At 64.1% G+C, this 21785-nt stretch carries 19 protein-coding genes; 10 read left to right on the top strand and 9 right to left on the bottom strand.

The window, feature by feature from the left end; all coding sequences use genetic code 11:
- Window positions 1-3 precede the first annotated feature (3 nt).
- From FJ471_RS26805 to FJ471_RS26780, 6 genes are all read left to right on the top strand, one after another.
- On the top strand, window positions 4-513 hold the full coding sequence (locus tag FJ471_RS26805) for a hypothetical protein (RefSeq protein WP_140807734.1): 510 nt from the start codon (window positions 4-6) through the stop codon (window positions 511-513).
- Window positions 514-910: 397 nt separating this feature from the next.
- Window positions 911-1258: a hypothetical protein gene (locus FJ471_RS26800; protein ID WP_140807733.1), complete on the top strand. Its 348-nt coding sequence runs from the start codon at window positions 911-913 to the stop codon at window positions 1256-1258.
- Between the two features lie 95 nt (window positions 1259-1353).
- On the top strand, window positions 1354-1758 hold the full coding sequence (locus tag FJ471_RS26795; RefSeq protein WP_348643368.1) for a DUF559 domain-containing protein: 405 nt from the start codon (window positions 1354-1356) through the stop codon (window positions 1756-1758).
- Window positions 1759-1917: 159 nt separating this feature from the next.
- Window positions 1918-2544 carry a CDGSH iron-sulfur domain-containing protein gene (locus FJ471_RS26790; protein WP_140807732.1) on the top strand — a complete coding sequence of 209 codons (627 nt, stop codon included), beginning with the start codon at window positions 1918-1920 and terminating at the stop codon, window positions 2542-2544.
- A gap of 137 nt (window positions 2545-2681) precedes the next feature.
- Entirely contained in the window at window positions 2682-4703 is a 2022-nt protein-coding gene (locus tag FJ471_RS26785) for a hydantoinase/oxoprolinase family protein (protein ID WP_140807731.1), read from the top strand.
- A gap of 256 nt (window positions 4704-4959) precedes the next feature.
- On the top strand, window positions 4960-7125 hold the full coding sequence (locus FJ471_RS26780) for a malate synthase G (RefSeq protein ID WP_140807730.1): 2166 nt from the start codon (window positions 4960-4962) through the stop codon (window positions 7123-7125).
- A 106-nt stretch (window positions 7126-7231) separates the two neighbouring features.
- On the opposite strand, the gene efeO (FJ471_RS26775) is transcribed toward FJ471_RS26780, so the two are convergent.
- From efeO (FJ471_RS26775) to FJ471_RS26755, 5 genes are all read right to left on the bottom strand, one after another.
- Window positions 7232-8053 carry an iron uptake system protein EfeO gene (gene efeO, locus FJ471_RS26775; RefSeq protein WP_140807729.1) on the bottom strand — a complete coding sequence of 274 codons (822 nt, stop codon included), beginning with the start codon at window positions 8051-8053 and terminating at the stop codon, window positions 7232-7234.
- Between the two features lie 31 nt (window positions 8054-8084).
- Window positions 8085-9380 (bottom strand): iron uptake transporter deferrochelatase/peroxidase subunit, encoded by a 1296-nt coding sequence (efeB, locus tag FJ471_RS26770; protein WP_140807728.1) that lies wholly within the window; start codon window positions 9378-9380, stop codon window positions 8085-8087.
- The gene (gene efeO, locus FJ471_RS26765; RefSeq protein WP_140807727.1) at window positions 9377-10552 is read right to left on the bottom strand and encodes an iron uptake system protein EfeO; all 1176 of its coding nucleotides are present in this window, start codon (window positions 10550-10552) and stop codon (window positions 9377-9379) included. Before efeO (FJ471_RS26765) ends, efeB begins: the two co-directional genes overlap by 4 nt.
- Window positions 10549-11391: an iron uptake transporter permease EfeU gene (gene efeU / locus FJ471_RS26760; protein WP_140807726.1), complete on the bottom strand. Its 843-nt coding sequence runs from the start codon at window positions 11389-11391 to the stop codon at window positions 10549-10551. Before efeU ends, efeO (FJ471_RS26765) begins: the two co-directional genes overlap by 4 nt.
- Before the next feature lie 195 nt (window positions 11392-11586).
- Window positions 11587-12102: a GNAT family N-acetyltransferase gene (locus tag FJ471_RS26755; RefSeq protein ID WP_140807725.1), complete on the bottom strand. Its 516-nt coding sequence runs from the start codon at window positions 12100-12102 to the stop codon at window positions 11587-11589.
- Window positions 12103-12267: 165 nt separating this feature from the next.
- On the opposite strand from FJ471_RS26755, the gene FJ471_RS26750 reads away from it, so the two are divergent.
- Together FJ471_RS26750 and FJ471_RS26745 are read left to right on the top strand one after the other, a co-directional pair.
- The gene (locus FJ471_RS26750; RefSeq protein WP_140807724.1) at window positions 12268-12879 is read left to right on the top strand and encodes a DUF308 domain-containing protein; all 612 of its coding nucleotides are present in this window, start codon (window positions 12268-12270) and stop codon (window positions 12877-12879) included.
- Window positions 12880-12988: 109 nt separating this feature from the next.
- The gene (locus tag FJ471_RS26745; RefSeq protein WP_140807723.1) at window positions 12989-13576 is read left to right on the top strand and encodes a TetR/AcrR family transcriptional regulator; all 588 of its coding nucleotides are present in this window, start codon (window positions 12989-12991) and stop codon (window positions 13574-13576) included.
- A gap of 134 nt (window positions 13577-13710) precedes the next feature.
- On the opposite strand, the gene FJ471_RS26740 is transcribed toward FJ471_RS26745, so the two are convergent.
- Window positions 13711-15321: a hypothetical protein gene (locus FJ471_RS26740; RefSeq protein WP_140807722.1), complete on the bottom strand. Its 1611-nt coding sequence runs from the start codon at window positions 15319-15321 to the stop codon at window positions 13711-13713.
- A gap of 237 nt (window positions 15322-15558) precedes the next feature.
- Window positions 15559-17088 carry a YifB family Mg chelatase-like AAA ATPase gene (locus FJ471_RS26735; RefSeq protein ID WP_140807721.1) on the bottom strand — a complete coding sequence of 510 codons (1530 nt, stop codon included), beginning with the start codon at window positions 17086-17088 and terminating at the stop codon, window positions 15559-15561.
- Between the two features lie 453 nt (window positions 17089-17541).
- Between FJ471_RS26735 and FJ471_RS26730 the strand changes: the two genes are divergently transcribed.
- The gene (locus FJ471_RS26730; protein WP_181179764.1) at window positions 17542-17793 is read left to right on the top strand and encodes a hypothetical protein; all 252 of its coding nucleotides are present in this window, start codon (window positions 17542-17544) and stop codon (window positions 17791-17793) included.
- 62 nt (window positions 17794-17855) lie between these two features.
- Here the strand turns inward: FJ471_RS26730 and FJ471_RS26725 are convergent, their stop codons facing one another.
- Both FJ471_RS26725 and FJ471_RS26720 read right to left on the bottom strand, forming a co-directional pair.
- A complete protein-coding gene (locus FJ471_RS26725; protein ID WP_140807719.1) occupies window positions 17856-19511 on the bottom strand; it encodes an ABC transporter substrate-binding protein in 1656 nt (551 codons plus the stop codon).
- Window positions 19511-20449: a nucleoside hydrolase gene (locus tag FJ471_RS26720; protein ID WP_181179762.1), complete on the bottom strand. Its 939-nt coding sequence runs from the start codon at window positions 20447-20449 to the stop codon at window positions 19511-19513. The genes FJ471_RS26725 and FJ471_RS26720 overlap by 1 nt, the downstream gene beginning before the upstream one ends.
- 231 nt (window positions 20450-20680) lie before the next feature.
- Here FJ471_RS26720 and FJ471_RS26715 point away from each other — a divergent pair, with 231 nt between their 5' ends.
- Window positions 20681-21676 (top strand): LacI family DNA-binding transcriptional regulator, encoded by a 996-nt coding sequence (locus FJ471_RS26715; RefSeq protein ID WP_181179760.1) that lies wholly within the window; start codon window positions 20681-20683, stop codon window positions 21674-21676.
- Window positions 21677-21785: the final 109 nt, after the last annotated feature.

The raw sequence follows: 21785 nt of genomic DNA, 5'->3' as shown, positions 1-21785 counted from the left end.
GCGATGCCCGCCCCGCTCGAAATCCGCAACAGCCCTTCGGGAAAGATCCTGCCCGCGCTCGGGCCGTTCCTGATCGGCGGCATTTTCGGCTTCGGCGCGCTGCAGGGCGTGGCTGCGGGCGCGGATGGCGGGCATGTGCTGTGGATCGCGCTCCTCGGCGCCGCCTGCCTGGGGCTCGGCGTCTTCATCGCGCGCGGCGCCTTCGACACTTCGGTCAAGGTCGTGCTGAACAGCCAAGGGTTCCGCGATGCTCGCGCCGGCGACGTGCTGGTGCCGTGGAGCAAGGTGCGCAGCGCGCGGCTTGCCGCCGGCGGCAAGGGCGCGGCGATGCTCAATTTCGAGCTCACCGAGGAGCCGCCCGACGCAATCCGATATTCCTCCGCCAACGCCTTCGGCCTGATGCCCTTCGGCCGGAACACCGTGCACATGGAAATCTCCTCGCTCGGCGTGCGCGGCGAGGACCTGGTGGACGCGGTGAAGAAGTTCGCGCCGCATGTGGTGGTGAGGCGGTAGGCGCGCGCAAATCGCCGACGTTGCGGAACTGGCGAGGCGCCGAAAGCAGCTGGTCTCCCCCTTGTGCGGAAGATGTCCGGCAGGACAGAGGGGGGCGCGAGGGAACGCCACTTTGCAGGATCGAGGTTCCTCGCCCCGCACAGCGGGGAGAGGTGGCTCGGCGAAGCCGAGACGGAGAGGGGAGCGCCCTACGAGGCCCCCGCTCCGACCGCTTCGCGGCCACCTCTCCCCCGCCTCTGGCGGGGGTGAGGAACCCAAGCATTGAGACGCCGGCGATCTCCTCTCCCCTCGGGGAGAGGCCGAATTGCCCCGAATTGCCCTTCGCAATTCGGTTGGCAATCCGGGTGAGGGTGCTTCCAGATGCCACCCGTGCTCTACTCCACCGGGGGACCTCGCCATGATTCGCGCTCTGCTCGCCGCACTTCTCTTCACCTCGCCGGCCTTCGCCGCCGACATGTCGGTCTTCGTGCGCAACCAGCGCTCGGACGGCGTCGCGGTGGAGCTGTTCAGCCGCGACAGCCAGAAAGTCTGGCCGGGCGACGACAAGGTTTTCCTCATCCGCCCGAAGGCGCGCAAATCCGTGCCGATCTCGTGCGAGCCGGGCGAGCACATCTGCTGGGGCGCCTGGGTGGTCGGCAACGACCAGGTCTCCGCCGGCGTCGGCCCCGACAACGACCAGCCCTGCGACACCTGCTGCTTCATCTGCGCCGAGCATTCGACCGAGACGGTGGACCTGGCGGAGTAGCGCGGTCTTCCCTTCTCCCCTTGTGGGAGAAGGTGGCTCGGCGCGCAGCGCCGAGACGGATGAGGGGTGTTCCAGCGGAGTGCGACGCCGGATATTTGAGCAATCAGAAAGACCGGCTAATCTTCGGCATGCCGCACCAGCCCGTAACCCCGGCCAAACGCAATTTCGCCCGGTCGATGCGCCGCGAGCCGACAGAGGCAGAAGACCGTCTGTGGCGGGAGTTGCGTGGCCGCCGTCTGGACGACATCAAGTTCCGGCGTCAGGTGCCGATGGGCCGATACGTGGCCGACTTTGTCTGCGCGGAGGCTCGGCTCATCGTCGAAATCGACGGCAGCCAGCATGCGGAGTCGCGCCATGACCAGGAACGCGACGCCGAATTGAAGGCGAGGGGCTTTCGCGTGCTTCGTTTCTGGAACGACGATGTTCTGAAAGAGCTCGATGCGGTGTGCGATACCATCATCGCTTATGTGCGGGATCAAAGTCTGCAGCCCTGGCGGTAGCGAGGCTCAGGCGTCTTCGCCAAGCTGGAACACCCCTCATCCGTCTCGGCGCTGCGCGCCGAGCCACCTTCTCCCACAAGGGGAGAAGGGGGAGCTTGTCGCTTGACGCCCCTCACGCCCGCGCCCTAGCCTTGCCTCTACCCACCAGAGGAGAGCCCCATGGCAGGCACGGTCGAAGGCGAGAAGATCGACGTTTCTTTCAGCGGCAAGCGCTGCATCCACTCGCGCAATTGCGTGCTCGGCAACCCGCATGTCTTCGTGCCCAACGCGCCGGGCGAGTGGATCCACCCGGAAGCCGCTGATGTCGAGCAGGTCGTGGCGCTGGCGCAGAACTGCCCGTCGGGGGCCATCACCTACACCCGCAAGGATGGCGGGCCGCAGGAGAAGCCGCCGGTGGTCAACACCGTGCGGGTGCGCGAGAACGGCCCGCTGGCGGTGCATGCCGAGATCGTGCTCGGCGAGGACACCTTCTTGCGCGCCACGCTCTGCCGCTGCGGCCTGTCGCAGAACAAGCCGTTCTGCGACAACAGCCACATCAAGGCCGGCTTCACCGCCACCGGCGAGCCGCCGCTGAAGGAAGCGCAGGTGCTGGAGGCGCGGGATGGTCCGCTCAACGTGACGCCGACCAGCAACGGCCCGCTCAAGGTCGAAGGCAATCTCGAGATCGTCACCGGCACGGGGCATACCATCGCCCGCACCACCAAGGTGTTCCTCTGCCGCTGCGGCCATTCGGCCAACAAGCCGTTTTGTGACGGGAGCCATAAGAGGGTGGGCTTTGAGGGGTAATTACGGAGGTCGGCGCGAGGCCCCCCTCTCTTAGCGCCAACGCCGCGCCCTTGGCCCATCCCTCCCTTCTTTATCCGCCAGCGCGTATCGGCTAAGGGCTTCGCAACAAAGCTCTCGACCCCGGAATGCCTGCAAAAATGACCGCCAAGCCCAAACCTCTCTTCCTCGGCATCGACACCGGCGGCACCTATACCGACGCGGTGCTGTGGTCCGAGGAGGGCGGGCCGAAGGGAAAGGTCCTGGCCAAGGCCAAGTCGCTGACCACGCGCCACGACCTCGCCGTCGGCATTTCCGGCGCGGTGGATGCGGTGCTGGAGAAATCCGCCACTAACCCGGCCGCGATAAAGTTGGTCTCGATGTCCACCACCTTGGCCACCAACGCGCTGGTCGAGGGCCAGGGCGGGCGTGTGGCGCTGGTCATGATCGGCTTTTCCGAGGCCGATCTTGCCCGCGACGGGTTGAAGACGGCTTTAGGCACCGACCCGGTGGTGTTCTGCCCCGGCGGCCATGATGTGCATGGCAACGCCGCGAAACTCGACCTGTCCGGCCTCGAGGCGGCGCTTCCCGAGCTGGGCGGCTCGGTGTCGGGCTTCGCCGTCTGCGCCTATTTCGCCACCCGCAATCCGGCGCATGAGCTTGTGGCCCGCGACCTGATCCGCGAGAAGACCGGCCTGCCGGTCACCGCCAGCCATGAATTGTCGGCCAAGCTCGGCGGCCCGCGCCGCGCCCTGACCACGCTGCTCAACGCAAGGCTGATCTCGATGATCGACCGGCTGGTCGCGGCGACCGAAGGGTTCCTGGCCAAGCGCGGCATCGCCGCCCCCTTGATGGTGGTGCGCGGCGACGGCGCGCTGGTGTCGGCGGCCTTCGCCCGCCAGCGGCCGATCGAGACGATCCTGTCCGGCCCCGCCGCCAGCCTTGTCGGCGCCCGCCACATGACCGGCCTCGACGACGCCATGGTCTCGGACATCGGCGGCACCACCACCGACGTCGCCGTGCTCGATGGCGGCCGCCCGCGGCTCGATCCGGAAGGCGCCACCGTCGGCGGCTTCCGCACCATGGTCGAGGCTGTCGCCATGCGCACCTTCGGCCTCGGCGGCGACTCGGAAGTCACGCTGGAAGACGGCGCGCTCGATCCGAAGATCCTGCTTGGCCCACGCCGGCTGGTGCCGCTGGCGCTGTCCGGCATGGTGCATGGCGAGGCGGTGACGTCGGAGCTCGAGCGCCAGCTGCGCGCGCCGAACCCCGGCCGCATGGACGGCCGCTTTGCTATGCGCACCGGCGTGCCGGACCGGCTCGCCGCCGGCCTCACCGGGCCGGAAACGAAACTCTACGAGACCATCGGCGCGACCCCGTTGGCGCTCGACCGGCTGCTCGCTTCCAACGCGCAGAACGCCACGCTGAACCGGCTGGTCGCGCGCGGTCTCGTCCATATCTCAGGCTTCACGCCGTCCGACGCCGCCCATGTGCTCGGCAAGCAATCCAATTGGGACGCCGCCGCCGCCCGGCTTGGCGCCGAGCTGTTCGCCCGCCGCCGCGACGGCCGCGGCCAGACGATCGCGGCGACGCCGGAAGCCATCGCCGAGCGCGTGCTCGTCACGCTCACCCGCTGGTCGGCCGAATACATCCTCGAAACCGCCTTCGCCGAGGACGGGCTGGACGGCGCCGCCACCGTCGCGCACGCGCTGGTGCAGCGCGCCGTCGACGCCCATCCCGGCATCGCCCGCTTCACCGTCGCGCTCGACCGCCCGGTCATCGGCCTCGGCGCGTCGGCGCCGCTGCATTATGCCGGCCTGCCACCGCTTATCGGCAATGGCTGCATCGTGCCGGAAGACACCGATGTCGCCAACGCGCTGGGCGCCGTGGTCGGCCAGGTGCGCGTCTCCGCCGAGGCCCGCGTCAGCCAGCCCAAGGAAGGCCTGTTCCGCCTCGCCTCCGGCCAGACGGTGCGCGACTTCACCGAGGAGGACAAGGCGATCGCCGCCGCCGAAGCCGACGTGCGCGCGATCGCGGCCGAGCGCGCCAAGGACGCCGGCACCGACAGCGCCGAGATCGCCGTCGCCACCGAGTTCAAGGTCTCGACCATCGAAGGCCAGCGCATGTTCATCGAGGCGCATGTGGTCGCCGTGGCGTCGGGAAGGCCGAGGATTGCGGTGTGAGGCGGATAATCTCCCCCTCGAGGGGGAGATGTCGCCAAAGGCGACAGAGGGGGTCGCCGCGCGTGAAGCGCCGACGTGATCTGCGCCGAAACGACGTTGGCGCTTCATGCGCTAGGACCCCTCTGGCCTGCCGGCCATCTCCCCCCTCGAGGGGGGAGATTCGCTGGCCCGCACCCTCCTACACCCTAAGCCGAATTGACCCCGCAACCCCAAACATGCCAAAGGCCCGGCAAAGCCTACAGTTGGAGAAGCCCTGATGACCGACCGCATCGAGATCGCCGGGTTGCAGATCGCCCGGGAGCTCCATGACTTCGTGGCCGAAGAGGCGGCAGTCGGCACCGGCATCGAGCCGGGGAAATTCTGGGAAGGCTTTTCGGCCATCGTCCACGACCTCGCGCCGAAAAACCGGGCGCTGCTGGCCAAACGCGACGCCATGCAGGAAAAGCTCGACGGCTGGTACCGCGAAAACGGCGCGCCGATCGACATGGAGGGCTACAGGACTTTCCTGAAGGATATCGGCTATCTGGTGCCGGAAGGGCTCGCCTTCAGCGTCTCGACCGATCATGTCGATCCCGAGATCGCAATCGTCGCCGGGCCGCAGCTCGTCGTGCCGGTGATGAACGCGCGCTATGCGCTGAACGCCGCCAATGCGCGCTGGGGTTCGCTCTATGACGCGCTCTACGGCACCGACGCCATTCCCGAGACCGGCGGCGCCGAGAAGGGCAAGGGCTTCAACCCGAAGCGCGGCGCCAAGGTGATTGCCTGGGCCAGGGATTTCCTCGACCAGTCGGTGCCGCTCACCACGGGCAAATGGGCCGGCGTCAACGGGCTTTCGGTCGAGAACGGCGCGCTGAAGGTCGGCGAGGGCGCCGGCGCCACGACGCTTGCCGACCCGAAACAGTTCGCCGGCTATCGCGGCGATGCCGCCAATCCCGAAGCCGTGCTTCTGGTCAAGAGCGGCCTGCATATCGAGATCGTGATCGACCGCGCCAACCAGATCGGCAGGACCGATCCGGCCGGCATCGCCGACGTTATCCTGGAATCGGCTCTGACCACCATCCAGGACTGCGAGGATTCGGTCGCCGCCGTCGATGCCGAGGACAAGGTCGTCGTCTACCGCAACTGGCTCGGCCTGATGAAGGGCGATCTCGCCGAAGAGATCACCAAGGGCGGCAAGACTTTTGTCCGCACGCTCAATCCCGACCGCCGCTACACGGCGCCGAACGGCGGCCAGCTGCTTTTGCCGGGGCGCTCGTTGATGCTGGTGCGCAATGTCGGCCACCTGATGACCAATCCGGCGATCCTGGACCACGACGGCCGCGAGGTGCCGGAAGGCATCATGGACGCGGCCCTCACCGCGCTGATCGCGCTGCACGATGTCGGCGAGAACGGCCGCCGCGCCAATTCCCGCGCCGGCTCGATGTATGTGGTGAAGCCGAAGATGCACGGGCCCGAAGAGGTCGCCTTCGCCGTCGAGATCTTCGACCGCGTCGAAGCGCTGCTTGGCATGGCCAGGAACACCATCAAGATGGGCATCATGGACGAGGAGCGGCGCACCACCGTCAACCTCAAGGAGGCGATCCGCGCGGCACGCGAGCGCGTCGTGTTCATCAACACCGGCTTCCTCGACCGCACCGGCGACGAAATCCACACCTCGATGGAAGCCGGTCCGATGATCCGCAAGGGCGACATGAAGCAGGCCGCCTGGATTTCCGCCTATGAGGCCTGGAACGTCGATACGGGCCTCGAATGCGGGCTCGCCGGCCATGCCCAGATCGGCAAGGGCATGTGGGCGATGCCGGACCTGATGGCGGCGATGCTGGAGCAGAAGATCGCGCATCCGAAGGCCGGCGCCAACACCGCCTGGGTGCCGTCACCGACGGCCGCGACGCTGCACGCCACGCATTATCACAAGGTCGACGTGCACGCCGTGCAGGCGGCGCTGAAGAGCCGGCCGAAGGCCAAGCTCGACGACATCCTGTCGGTGCCGGTCGCGGTGCGGCCGAACTGGACGCCGGACGAGATCCAGCGCGAGCTCGACAACAATTCGCAAGGCATCCTCGGCTATGTCGTGCGCTGGATCGACCAGGGCGTCGGCTGCTCGAAGGTGCCCGATATCAACGATGTCGGCCTGATGGAGGACCGCGCCACGCTGCGCATCTCCTCGCAGCACATCACCAACTGGCTGCGCCACAAGGTGTGCTCGGAAATCCAGGTCCGGGATTCGCTGCAGCGCATGGCGGCGATCGTCGACCGCCAGAATGTCGGCGACTCGCTCTACCGCCCGATGGCGCCGGATTTCGACAATTCCATCGCCTTCCAGGCCGCCTGCGATCTGGTGTTCAAGGGAACGGTGCAGCCCAACGGCTACACCGAGCCTGTGCTGCACGCGCGGCGGCTGGAGCTGAAGGCGAAGGGCTGAACAGTCCGAAGGGCGTCGCGCTCAGTCGCCACGATCACTTTCCATCCGTCAGTGCTGCCCCCTCTCCGTCCGCGCAGCGGACGGAGAGGGGGCAGCACCATATGCCTCAATTCAGCCCGAGCGTGCCCCTGAGCTTCGACAAATCCTCCGCCAGCGCCGTGACCGGACCGGCCAGCGCCTTGCGGTCGGCGTCCGACAGCTTGTCGTAGGTTTCGAAGCCGTCGGCCGTCTTGTACTTGGCCAGGATGCCGTCCACGGTGGCGAAATTGTCATTGACGGTCTTGATCAGCGCCGGGTCCTCCTTCGTGACCAGCGGCTCGACCAGCGCCACGATCTTCTGCGCGCCGTCGATATTGGCCTGGAAATCCCAAAGGTCGGTGTGGCTGTAGCGGTCCTCCTCGCCGGAGATTTTTGACGAGGCTACCTCCTCGAGCAGCCCGGCGGCGCCGTCGACCGCCTTTTCCGGCGGCACGGTCAGTCCGGCGACGCGCTTCTGCAGATCGAGCACGTCGGCGTCGAGCTTGTCGGCGAGCGGTCCGAGGCCCTCGGTCGTGTTCTGGCTGAAGAGCGTGTATTCGATGCGATGGAAGCCGGTGAAGTCGGTCGACTTCTCCTTCTGCTCATGGTCGTCGGCGCGCGAGTCGATGGCGCCGTCGAGGTCGGAGAACAGCTCCGCGATCGGCTCGATCGTCTCGTAATTGACGCGCGCCGGCGCGTAGAGCGTCTTGGCCTTGGCGAGGTCGCCGGCTTTCACCGCGTCGGTGAATTCCTTGGTGTCCTTGACCAGCGTGTCGATCTTGCCCTGGACATAGATCTTGTAGTCGGCGATCGGCTGCACCAGGTCGAGCGGCGACACGGCTGCGTATGCCGGCGCGAGGCTGGCTGACAGCGCAATCAGCGATGCGGCGGTTGCACGGCGGAACTTCATGGGATGTCCTCTCTCCTTGTTGGAAAAATGGTCAGCTGTGGGTGCCGGAAGATGCGGCCGCCCCGAGCAGCGCGCGGCCGAGAAAGTCGTTCTCGTCCTTGACGCCGGGCAGCGCGAAGAAATAGCCGCCGCCGAACGGCTTGATGTATTCCTCCAGCGGCTCGCCGCTCAGCCGTGTCTGGACGGCGATGAAGCCGCGTTCGAGGTCGGCCTGATAGGCGATGAACAAGAGCCCCATATCCATCTGGTTGGCCTTGCTGACGCCGTTCGAATAGTTGAACGGGCGGCGCAGGATCAGGTGCTTTTGCGCTTCCGCGTCGCGCGGGTTGGCAAGGCGGATATGCGCGTCGAGCGGCGTTACCTTGCCATGCGGGTCGCCGGCATAGTTCGGCAAATCGGCTTCGGCGGCGCCGCCGAAAGGCGCGCCGCTCGCTTTCTGGCGGCCGATGATCGTCTGCTGCTCCTGCAGCGGCGTGCGGTCCCAGCGCTCGACGAAATTTCTTATAAGCCGCACCGCCTGGTAGGAGCCGCCGGCCGTCCAGCCGGGCTCGTCGGCGCTTGGCCGCACCCAGACGATTTGGTTCATCAGCTCAGCATCGCCGGCATCCGGATTGGCGGAGCCATCGCGAAAACCGAGGAAGTTGCGCGCGCTTTCCTTCGGCTTGCCCAGGCTTGGCGGCCGCACCGGCACCGAGCCCTCCTGCTTCCAGCGCAAGAGCAGCGAATCCGGCGTGTTCCTCACGATGTCGCGCAGCGCGTGGATGTTGGTGTCGGGCGTGTTCGAGCAGAATTGCAGCAAAAGGTCGCCGTGGCAGAATTCTTCCTCCAGCGCGTCGTTGGAGAAGGATGTCATGCGCGACAGCCGTCTCGGTTTTTGCGGCGCGAGACCAAAACGCTCGTCGAACAGCGAGGCGCCGAGCGACGTGGTGATCGTCAGATTGTCCGGCGTCACCACCGGGCCGAGGATGCCGGAATCGGCGGCGGGAAATTTCGAATCGAGCCGAGGCGGCGTGCCGCCCTGCATCAGGAAGGCGGTGCGTTCGGTCAGCGTCTCGAACAGCCGCTGGAGCCCGGCGCGGTTCTGCGCCAGCACGTCGAAGGACGCGACCAGGCCGGCCGCCGGCCGTGGCGTCACGATGCCGGGCTGGTGCTCGCCATGAAAGGGCTGCCGCTGATGCACGCTGTCGCTCTCCGGCGCGTCGGTTACGCCAGCGCTACCGCCAGAGGCGGCAGTCGCCATCGTTGGCGCCAGCGCGCCGGCCACCGCGCCGATCAGGATCGAGCGGCGTGTCGCATTCGGCAGCTTGGGCTTGTCCTTGGCCGTCATTGGCTGAGATCCATCATGTCGCGAAGCCTGGAAAGATCGGCGGCCAAAGCGGTTGCCGCTTTGCCGAGCTCGGCCTTGGCCGGATCGGCGAGCGCCTCGGTGACCTCGGCCCGGCGGGCCGCGATCGACTTGTCGAGGGCCGCGAAATCCGCGTCGATCGATGCGGCGATAGCGGGCGCGCTCCTGGCCGCCACGGGGCGCAAGAGGTCGAAGACCTTGCGCACGCCCGACACGGTCGCTTCGAACGAAGCAAGGTCGGCATGCGCATAAGGGCTGTCGCCGAAGCCGGGCCCAGCCGCCGCGACGCGCTCTAGGATCGCCGCCGCGCCGCCCACCATGCTTTCGGGCATGATGCGCAGATCGTGGATGCGCGCCTTGAGCGTTGCGGCATCGGCGGCCAGCCTGTCGGCGACCGGCGCCAAGCCCTCTAGACTGCCCTGGCGGAACAGCCCGTATTCCAGGCGATGCAGCCCGCCAAAGGCCGGATCGGCCTCGCGTTGGCCGAAGCCGTCCGCGCGTCCGTCGATTGCCGTGTCGAGATCGGAAAAGAGCGGCGACACCGGCGCGATACGGGCATAGGCGGTTTCGGCCGGCAGATAGGCTGCTTTCGCCGCCGCGAGGTCGCCAGATTTCACGGCGTTGGCGAAAGCAGTGGCGGCATCGACGAAGGCGTCGGTCTCGGTCGCGAGAAACACCTTGTATTCGGCGAGCGCGCCGATGAAAGCGGTGAGGTTCGGCTTCGCGGCCGGCCCGGCATTGGCCGCGGGCTGGACGTGCAGTTTGCCGCGCGGGTTGGAGATGAGCCCGCAGGTGATGGCGTAATCGCCAGGTTCGAGCCGCGTCGTCAGCGCCTGCGTGAACCCGGGCGCGATGTTCTCGCGCTCCTCAAGCACCATCACCCCGTCGAGGATTTCCCACTCCACCGCCCGGTCGGACCGGTTGGCGATCCGGAAAATGTTGCGTCCGGCTGAGACAGTTATTTCGTTGGGCTCGCAGGCCTGGCCGGTGATCGTCACATTGACCGATGCCGCGGCCTCGCGGCGGCCTTTCTGCACGGCCAGCGTCGCGTAGTAGAAGGCAACTGCCGACGCGATCAGAAGCAGCAGCGACAGCACAAAGCCGATGCGCACGGCGGTGCGCGGCAGGGCTTGGCTTTGCTTGGATGCGTTCATGCCACCGGTCGCTCGGATGTCTTCGGGCGTCGCCGGCCGGCCGGCTGGTCCGCCAGGAACAGCCACAGCGACGGCGCGAGGAAGCCGAGATAGACGACGAGCTCGCTCACCGTCGGCGCGTCGATATAGCCGAAAATGCCGGAGAGCACCGAGCCGAGCGGGCTGTCCGCCGGCAGCACGCCGCTGATGTCGAAGACGATCTGCTGCCCGTAATTCCACAGGCCGGCCTCGTGCAGCGCGTTGACCGAGTTGGCGACCAGCCCGGCGGCGACGATCAGGATGAAGGCGCCGGTCCAGCGGAAGAAGCGCCGAAGGTCGAGCCGCACACTGCCGGCATAGACGCCGTAGCCGACGAAGCCCGCCAGCACGACGCCGGCGAGCGCCGCGAGCGGCGCATAGGCATCGGCCTGTTGGAAGGCGGCGAGCAGGAAGAAGACCGACTCGACGCCCTCGCGCGCCACGGCGAGGAACACCATGGCGATCAGCCCGAACCCCTTGTGGCTGGGCGCCGCGAAGGCGGCATCGATGGAGGAATGCAGCTCGGCCTTGATCGAACGCGCCGCCTTGCGCATCCAGAACACCATCGAGGCGAGCACCGACACCGCGACGAGGCCGATCACGGCCTCGAACAGCTCCTGTGCCTTCTGCGGGAATTCGATCGCGGCAAGCTGAAGGATCGCGCCTACAATGAGCGAGAAGGCGAGCGCGAGAAAAATCCCGATCCACACCAGCGGCATCCAGGCGTCGCGGCCGGTGCGGCTGAGGTAGCTGGCGATGATGCCGACGATCAGCGCCGCCTCGACGCCCTCGCGAAACATGATCAGGAACGGTACCAGCATTTGGAGTTCAGCCGCGCCGGGGAGATGACCGCGCCCGCCCCAAGAGGCTCGCCCCTTCAAGGCAAGCCACAAAACCTGTCTAAAGCAGTCATCTTTTATGGTCGGCGGCCCCGCGGGCGCAAGCAGGCGCCGATCACATAAGCGAGATGACGAGGTGATCGCGTCGCGAGCGGCTTCTATGGCGCCTTTATCGTCTTAAGCAGCCCGGCTTGGCCGCGATAGGAAGACGTCCGTATGCCTGACATGCGCCGGGGTATCGCGAAAGCGCGCGCAGGGCCTGAAGCCGAACGCCTCGTATACGGCAATGGCACTGCTCATATAGAAGCTCGTGTGGATCAGCACAGTGCGGGCGGGACTCTTCTCGATTTGCGCCAGCGTGGCGCCTATCAGCGCACGACCTATGCCTTGTCCGCGGAAGGACGCGTCAACAAAGAACTTATGAAGTTCCACCACCCCTTCGCCGAATGGGCCGAAGCCGAGGCAACCCGCCGGCAGGCCTCCGGAACGGGCGATGAAGGCCATGGCATCCGGTGCGCCGAATTGCGCGGCCAGTTGAGCGCCGCTTTTTTCGGGTTGAAAGAGAGCCCTCACATCTGCCGCCGAGATGCCATGCGGCGCCGAAGCGTCGACATCCCATTGCGCGAGCTCGCGGCAGAGCCCTGCCAGGGTTTCAAAATCCTCGGCGCTGCGCGCCGGCAAAACTGAAATCATCCCTCGCCCCCGCGCGGATCCGCCTCACCATATCACGCACAATTCCCGGGCGCGATTGGGCGTTCAAAGAAGCGTGAACGCCCACGCGTCCACCTCGCAAATGCTTGACGGATACCTACCTACCTTCTAGTAGGTAGGTAATCAGAATCAAAGGAAGTTATCGTCATGTCTGCACAAACAAGCGGTCAAAATCGCGCCCGGTTCTCAAATGGCTGGCTCAAAACCTATTATTATCTACGCTTTGCCGTGTCGGCCGGCTGGGTCCTGGCGGCCGTCACCGTCGCCAAGACCGTTCCGCCGCTCGCCGCGGTCATGCTGGTGGCCTACCCCATCTGGGACGCGCTCGCGAACTATGTCGATGCGCAGCGCAGTGGCGGACTGAGCCGCAACAGGTCGCAGCTGCTCAATTTCGTCGTCAGTATCCTCACCGCGATTGCGGTCGCCATCGCGCTTGGCCACAGCATGAACGCGGTGCTCGCGGTCTATGGTGTCTGGGCCGTCGTCTCCGGCGGATTCCAGTTGCTGACCGCCCTGCGTCGCTGGAAGACCAACGGCGCGCAATGGGCGATGATCCTGAGCGGCGCCCAGTCGGCGCTGGCCGGCCTCTTCTTCGTCAAGATGGCGGGCGGCGCGGAGGCCATCGGCATCGCCAACGTCGCGCCCTATGCCGCGTTCGGCGCCTTCTACTTCCTGGTGTCCGCCGTGTGGCTTTCCGTCAGCGACATGCTCGCAAGTCGCCGCAGGCCGCGCGTTGAGATTTCCTCCGCTGGAGGTTAGAGCAACTCCAGGAAAAGTGTGAGCGGTTTTCCGTCAGGAATTGCGTCAAAACAAGGAGATAGAGCGTTTCACCGTTTCCGTGAAACGGCGAAACGCTCCAAGTATGTCTATGGATAAGCCCTCGAACACCGCCGATGACATCCTGGCCGCCGCGCGAAGCTTCATCGTCGCCGGCGGCTATAACGGGTTCAGCTATGCCGATATCGCCGAGGTGGTCGGTATCCGCAAGGCCAGCATCCACCATCATTTCCCAAGCAAGGTCGACTTGGTGCAAACCCTGGTCAGGCGCTACCTCGAGGACGCCGTCACGGGCATGGCCGAACTCGAGCGCAACGTGCCTGAGCCGCCCGAGCTGCTTCGAACCTATGCCGGCTTCTGGGCACAATGCATCGAGGACGCGAGCAGGCCGTTCTGCGTCTGCGCATTGCTTGCCAGCGAGCTTCCGGCCCTTCCGCCTGAAATTGCCTTGGAGGTCCGGGCGTATTTTCGGTTTCTCTCCAGCTGGCTGACCGGCGTCATCGAGCGTGGCGCCGCGCAAGGCACATTGACCATCGCCGCCGCGCCGCGCGCCGAGGCCGAGGCTTTCATGGCGACCGTGCACGGGGCGATGCTTTCCGCGCGGGCCTATGGCGACGTCTTGACCTTCGGCGTGATCCTGGCGCCGACGCTGCAGAAGCTGATCCCGGCGCGCGATTGAGCCAATTGAATGATCAGCCAGTATCGCAGCGGCTAGCGGCGCGAAGACCGAGTGTATTGCTAGCGGCTACCGAGGTATGCGTTTTCCACCTAGAGCCGCAGCCTCGACACGCGTTCGGCGCCTCCCAATCTGCTTCAATCGATTTCCTCAAATCTGACTAAATCAGTTGGCGGATTCTCATCGTCCTCTATGTCTTTGTCGGCGAGATTAGAAAAAATTTCCGCCTGAGAAGAGTAAACCGATATATAAATAGCACTATGCAAAGTCATTAATCTGTTAATATCAAGTGTCGCGTTTGGCTTCGTGTAGCGAAAGGTCCTATAATATTTTGACTCCTTCCTAGGAAGTTTAAACTTTCTAACATTGCCGAGGACAGAGTATCTGAATAGCATGTTCAAAATCATGTGCGGCTTTAGGCCAAAGTCCTCCACGTTTCCGTCGCCAACCTCTCTCTCAAGAGTCTCTACGAACTGCTCATAAGTAAAATGTCTACTGTATGGCATCTTGTCAAATAAAGAAAGAAGCTCCTTAAGTCTGGGGAAGACCAACATCAGTTCGTCGCACAGTTCTTGCTGAAACCGCTTTGCGTAATTAAACTCGCTCCGCACCACTGTTTCCGGGTTTATCCGATCATAGGACTTGTTATGCTGCTTAGTGACCATCGCGCAGATTTGCAGATACCGGATAAAATCTCGGGGACGTAGAAAAGTTCTAAGGCGAATATACTGCAAGACGTCGATTTCATAACTCGATCCGTCGGTTCTCTCGATGGTAATATGCGTTCTTCTGTCAAATAAAGCCGACCATGCCCTGTTAAAAGACAATATATCGACGTCTTGGTCTATAGATCTTGTAATTCGATAAGCAAGCATCTGCCTTATCTGATCTATACGCCAAGTTAACTCATAAGTGTGGTCGCTCCATTTTTCTTTGTCGCTGTCAGAGGTAAGCTCAAAAATATCATCTCTAACGAAAACAATAGGAATAACGTTAATTTGACTGCTCCGGAAAAGGTTCCTGACTTCAAGAGCGGCCTTAAACAAAGATGTTATGATATAGTCATACTTCTCCCAGCCGTCATGTATGTTTTCGGTCTTTGGGACTTCGGAATCAAGGCCGTCAAAAAGGATAAAATAACTTGATCCGTCGATATACTTGAATATGAAATCCTCCATGGCGGCAACTTGTTCAGCCAGAGTTGCGGCCTTGCGGGCTAGTGGCTGAGAGCTCGTCGAGAAGGATAAGCCACCTACCAAGGGGTTATTCCCCACTCCAGCGGAAAACGATCGAGCCTTCCATCGCCCCATGGTATCACTAAACCGCCGCTCTGGTGTTGTTGGCTTTCGATCTTCCAGCGCCGACCGAGCCTCTGCTGGCAGTGCGTCATTCTTGGCCATATGATCCAATACGGAATTGTAAATCGTGTACTTCCAAGCTGTTGCGAATGCATTTGACTTAAGGAAGTCTTTACTTAAGTATTCAGAAAATTCTTCAAACGGAAAAGCACCAAAGGTAATCTTGTTGGCAAATAAATCATGACCAGTAAGAGATTCTATATAACTTATAATAGCAGTTTTCCCGCATCCTTTTCGTCCAACGACGAATGATACATTTCCACTAAGTATATTGCTAAATCCGTTAAACTCAAAGAAATAGCGGTTCATGTCCTCGGAAGAGGCATCAACCTTCCAATTTGCGACAATGTCTAATATATCAACCTCGGAGACGCGAATGTCTTTGCTCATGGTTCGTGAGTCCTCTCTTCCCCCTATGAAGAGCAGGACTTTTGCACGCTTTAAATTAAGACGGAAGTCTAATTCGTCTCAGCAGATGGACTAGAATTGCAAATCGAACTCAGAAGCCCGCAACGCCTAAACCTTCGCCTACTGAGGTCAAAACACTATCCATATGATGTAACTGAATAAGCTAGGCGGCACTTCCGATCATTGCAAAATGGCTTGAAGTGATACCGAAGGTAGTCATTACGCCGCCTGCGCCATCCGCTCGGCATTCATCCGATAGGAAATCGCCTCGGCGAGATGGATGCGGCCGACCGTTTCGCTGGCGTCGAGGTCGGCCAGCGTGCGCGCCACCTTGAGCACGCGGTGATAGGCCCGCGCCGAAAAGCCGAGTTTCTCGCTGGCGTCCTTGAGCAGGGTCAAGCCGGCCGTATCGGGCTTGGCGATCACCTCGATGATCGAAGGCGGGCAATGCGCGTTGGTGGTGGCGCCGGTGCCCAGCCTTTCCAGTCGTTCGCGCTGCATGGTGCGTGCACGCGCCACGCGTTGCGCTACCGCCGCGCTCGTCTCGGCCTTGTGGGGCCGGATCAGGTCGCTTGCCGAGACCGCCGGCACCTCGATCCGAAGGTCGATACGGTCGAGCATCGGGCCGGAAATGCGCGCCTGGTATTCGGTGCGGCAGCGATCGCCGCGCAGGCAGCGATAGCCGGGCTCGCCCGACATGCCGCAGCGGCACGGATTCATCGCCGCCACCAGCTGGATGCGCGCCGGATAGGTGACACGGTGGTTGGCGCGCGCGATCATACAGTCGCCTGTCTCCAACGGCTGGCGCAGCGCGTCCAGCGTCTGCGGCGTGAACTCCGGCAACTCGTCGAGGAAGAGAACGCCATGATGGGCGAGCGAGACCTCGCCCGGCCTTGCGCGCAGCCCACCGCCCACCATCGCCGCCATCGAGGCCGAATGATGCGGCGCGCGGAACGGCCGCCGGTCGGTCAGCTTGCCCTCGCCGAGCTCGCCGGCGACGGAGGCGATCATCGAGACTTCGAGCAGCTCTTTCGGCGCCAGAGGCGGCAAGATCGAGGGCAGGCGCTGTGCCAGCATCGACTTGCCCGAACCCGGCGGCCCCACCATCAGCAAATTGTGGCCGCCGGCGGCCGCCACTTCCAACGCCCGTTTGGCGCTCTCCTGGCCCTTGATGTCGGCGAGGTCCGGCAGGTCGCGCGCCGCGAGCTGGATGCCGGCTTCGGGGCGCGACAGCACCTGCGTGCCGCGAAAATGGTTGGCGACCGCGATCAGGCTGCGCGGCGCCAATATGTCGAAATCCTTGCCCGCCCAGGCCGCTTCCGGCCCGCAGGCGAAGGGGCAGATCAGGCCCTTGCCCTCGGCATTGGCGCCGATCGCCGCCGGCAGCGCGCCGGCGACGCCGGTTATCGTGCCGTCGAGCGACAACTCGCCCAGAACCACATAGCCGGCCAGCATGTCGCCCGGGATGGCGCCGAGCGCCGCCATCAGGCCGAGCGCGATCGGCAGGTCGTAATGGCTGCCTTCCTTGGGCAGATCGGCCGGCGCAAGGTTCACCGTCACCTTCTTCGACGGCATCGACAGGCCCGATGCATGCAGTGCCGCCTGCACGCGCTCGCGGCTCTCGGCCACCGCCTTGTCCGGCAGGCCGACGATCTGCATGCCGACCTTGCCCGGCCCGACCATCACCTGGACATCGACCGGCAAAGCCTCGATGCCCTGGAAAGCGACCGTGCGAACCCGCGCCACCATGTTTTCCGCGCCCCCGGCGTGACCGCGCTTGTGATCCACCATCAGGCGGCGAGCGCATGCAATCCAGACAACCACAGATTTTCGAAGCGCGCAAGAACATTACGGGAACATCTATCCGCGAAGACGATGGATTTCGGTTGAGGCTCCCTCTGGAGGCCGATGCGTCGCCCTCGGCGGCGAGCTCTCGAATGCCGTTTTCCGCTCGGCGCCATTCGGCTAGAATGGATCGCACGCAAGATCGGACCTGGAGAGGCCACGGGGGAATTCGTCATGCGGACTGGCTGCGCAATCTTGATAGGGTTTGCCCTCGTCACGCCTGCCGCCGCCGAGGATGCGAGATGCCCGAAAGGACCAGCGCCTGTTCAAGTGGAGGACATCGAGGCCGCGCCCGGTTGCCTGGCGGCACACAAGCTGCATCAGGCCTGCGCTTGGGGATCGAGCGGCGACGAATTCATGTCGGAGGCCGTCATCGACAAATGCAAGGCGGGGTTTTTCGACCGACTGACCCGCAAGCAAAGGCGCCAGTATGAAAAGCGCCTTGACGCCTGCGGCGAACGCTATCCTATCACGCAGGATGGCGGATCGATCCAGATATACCTGTCGTCGATGTGTGCCGAGGATCTCGCCGCGACCTATTTCAAGGTTGCAAGGCATGGGCGAATTGCCACGACGCCACACTGGAAGGTACCTGACATAGCCGAGTGAACGGATGATCCGTACCGGGGGAGTTGACGCATCCGGGAACCGGTGCGCCTCGGTTCTCCTGCCTACCGGTCCAGCCACACCTTCTCGAAATGCTGCTCGAGATTGGGGTGCGCCGGATTGTCCTTCACCGCCGCCACCGAATGGGTGAACAGCGAGCGCCAATAGGGCTGGATGAGGATGCCTGAATCCTGCAGGATCTGCTCGACATCCTTCATGATCTCCTTGCGCCTCCCGGTGTCCGGCACGGCAAGCGCCGCGTCGAGCTTCTTGTCGAATTCGGGGTTGGCGTAGCCCGATTCGTTCCAGGCCTCGCCGCTGCGATAGGCGAGCGCGAGGTTCTGGACACCCAGCGGCCGCATGCCCCACGACGTCATCGAGAAGGGATATTTGGTCCAGTTGTTCCAGAAGGTCGAGCCCGGCAGCACGGTGCGCTTCACCTTGAAGCCGGCCTCGCGCAGCTGCGCGGCGATGGTGTCGCCGGTGCTGCGGTGCCAGTCTTCGTCGCCGGTGATCAGCTCATGCTCGAAATCGAGCTGCCCGGCCTCCGCCATCAGCTTCTTGGCGCCGACGAGGTCACGCGTCTTCTTCGGCAGCGCGTAATATTCCGGGTGCAGCGGGCTGACATGGTGGTTCTCGGCGACCGTGCCCTTGCCGCCATAGCCGAGCGTCAGCACGGCCTGGTTGTCGGTCGCCATCTGCAGGGCGCGGCGCACGCGCTCGTCGTCATAGGGCTTGTTGGTCACATTGGCGCGGGCAAGGATCGTGGCCGCCGTCACCACTTCCGACTTCACCAGCCCGAGCCCGTCCATGATCTCGACATAGTCGGCGGTGGTCTCGAAATTGGTGTCGATCTCGCCGGCCTCGAAGGCGCTCACCCAGGCAGCCGGATCGGTGCCGTAGTCGATGAACTCGATGCCGTCGAGATAGGCCTCGCCGCCCCACCACTTGCCGTTCTGGCGCCGCTTGACGACGGCCTTGGTGCCGACATCATAGGAGACGAGCTCGAACGCCCCGGTGCCGACCGGATGCGCGATGAGGTTGGCGCCGGCCTTCTCGTAGCCGCGATGCACGATCAGCGCCGAATATTCCGTCATCGACGGGATGATCGAAATGTCGGACGAGGACAGTTTCAACACCACCGTGTGGTCGTCGGTTCTGGTGACGGCGCCGTCGCGCGCCTTGCCGGTCTTGGCGTCGATCAGCGCGGTCATGCGGCCGGCCATGGAGTTGCCTTCGGCAGCCTTGTCGCACCAGCGCTCGAGGTTGAAGACCACGTCCTCGGCGGTGAAGTCGTCGCCATTGTTCCAGGTCACGCCGCGCCTCAGCTTCAGCGTGTATCCGGTGGCGTCGTCATTGACCGTCCAGCTTTCCAGCAGCGAAGGCTTGAACGTGTAGTCGGTGTCGTAGCGCACCAGCGTGTCGAGGAACTGGCGCGCGATGTTGGCCATTTCCGGCCAGTCATAGGCGCGCGGGTCCTTCTGCTCCTTGACGAAGGTGGAAACGCGCAGCACCCCGCCCTTCTTCGGCGCGGCGGCCCTCGCCGGCGTCGGCGCGGCGAGCCCGACCAGGCCATAGGCGACAGCCGCGGATGCGCCGAAAATGCTTGCCATCGCCAGGAATTCACGCCGGTCGAGGCGTCCGTCCCGGACCTCCGCCGCCAGGCCCTCGACCAGCGCGTGATGGCGGTCGAATTCGCAATGCTCGCAATCCTGTCCCATTATTTCCCAGCTCCGAAAAGATCGACGAACCAGTCCCAGAAGCCGTCGGCGTCGATATCGACGGCCACAACCGCGTTTGGCGGCCTCTTTGATACATTGTTGAAGTCGGCGATGGTCATGCCACGGGTGACCTCGCCGCCGGTTTCCAGATGCACGTAATAGCTTTCGAACGTGAACAGCGACGGTTTCACGATCGCTGCGAGCGCGATCACGTCGTGCAGGTTGGGGTCGTCGGCGCCGAATTCGTCCTTGCGCCGCATCATGAAGTCCAGCACGCGCGCCACCACGTCCGCCTGCGGACCCGGTGCGGCCCTTATCCGGTCGAAGATATGGCGCGGCAGCTCCGGCTTCAGCGTGACGTCGAGGCCGACCATCGTCAGCGCGCATCCGGATTCGAAGACGATGCGCGCCGCCTCCGGATCGCAATAGAGATTGAACTCCGAGGCCAAGGTCATGTTGCCGCCGCGGATGGCGCCGCCCATGATGGTGATGCGTTTGATCAGCGCCAGCAGTTCGGGGCATTCGGTCAGCGCGGTGGCGATGTTGGTCAGCGGCCCTACGGCCAGGATCTCGAGCCCGCCCGGGTGCCGCTTCGCCGCTCCGTGGATCAATTCCGTCACGCCGCCTTCGGCGAAGCCGCGTCGCGCGGCGGGCAGCGCCACGTCACCCAGCCCCGTCGTGCCGTGGCTGACGGCCGTGCACAACGGCCTGGCGAGCGGGCGCGAAGCGCCGATATGCACAGGCGCCTCGCAGCCGAGAAAATCGATCAGGTCGAGCGTGTTCCTCGCCGTCTTCTCGATCTCGACATTGCCGCAGACGGCGCCGATCCCGAGCAGCTCGATCCTATCCGTGCAGAGCGTCGCCGCGGCGATGCAGACGGCGTCGTCGGTGCCGGTGTCGACATCCATCACCAGCGGGATCCTGGAAAGCAAGGTCACGTCGCGATCTCTCCCGTTGCCGGGCTTGCACTGTGGGACGGCGGAACGAGCATTATGATCGGAAAGGTCCATAAATCGAAATAGTTAAACGTTTACCTAAAAGAATATCGGCCGGTTGTCAACACGGTCGACCTGCCGAAGCGCCGCCGCGCCGCCGGGGCCTGTCGACTTTGCCGACGTAAGAGGCTACGGGATCAGGGCGACGGTGCTTGGCAAGCGATGCGAGGACATGTGGCGGCGACCATCAAGGATATTGCGAGAGGTGCCGGCGTATCTATCGCCACCGTCTCCAAGGTCCTCAACCGCAAGGACGCCTTCATCAGCGAGGAAACGCGCAGCCGCATCTGGTCGCTGGCGCGCGAACTCAACTACACGCCCAACTCCATCGCCCGCTCGCTGGTCACCCGTCGCTCGCAAGTCCTCGGCATCATCGTTCCGGATATCCTCAATCCCTATTTCACCGAGCTCGTTCGCGCCTGCGACGACGCTGCCCGCCTGCGCGGTTATACAACCATCCTGTGCAACTCGGACGGCGTTCCGGAAAAGGAGGAGGCGCATCTCGCCTTCCTTGCCGGCCATGGCGTGGACGGCATCGTGCTGGCCGCGAGCGGCGTGATCCCGAATGCCGGCCTGCTGCGGGGCCTGAACATCCCCTTCGTGTCGATGGACCGCGAGGTGCCGGAGCTCGACTGCCTGGCGGCGACCGTCGATACCGACTATCGCAACGGCGCCTTTCAGTCGGCCGGCTACCTGATCGCCAAGGGTCACACCCGCATCGCCTTCCTCAGCGGATCGGCGGAAAGCGCGAACACCAGGATCAGGCTCGCCGGGTTCGAGGAGGCGCACCGCCAGGCCGGCATTGCCGTCGACCGGGATCTCATCCGCTGCGGCGAATTCCAGCACAGCTTCGGGCGCCAGGCGACGCGGGAGCTGCTGGAGAGCACCCGGTTTTCGGCCATCTGCTGCATGAGCGACATGCTGGCGATCGGCGCCACGGTCGCCTTGCGCGAAAAAGGGCTGCGGGTGCCCGACGATTGCGCCGTCATGGGCTTCGACAACATCTATCTGGCGCCCCTGCTCGAACGCCCGCTGTCGACGATCGACCGCCGCATCTTCGAAGCCGGCACCATCGCCATCGACGCGCTGATCGACTTCCTCGAAGCCCCCGACCGCCGCCGTTCGACGATCGTGATGGAGCCCAGCGTGGTCGAGCGCAAGACGGCGTAATTGGCGCAGTGGGACGACGCCCGGAGCGCTACCTAATGCATGTCGCCCAGAAGTGTGCTCGGTTCTGGGACAACGACATGCATCAAAACAAAGACTTAAAGCGCGTCGC

The organism is Mesorhizobium sp. B2-7-1 (genome assembly GCF_006440735.1).
In the GTDB taxonomy this organism is placed as follows: domain Bacteria; phylum Pseudomonadota; class Alphaproteobacteria; order Rhizobiales; family Rhizobiaceae; genus Mesorhizobium.
Note: the sequence above shows the minus strand (reverse complement) of the source record. Positions and strands in the feature narration are given on the sequence as shown.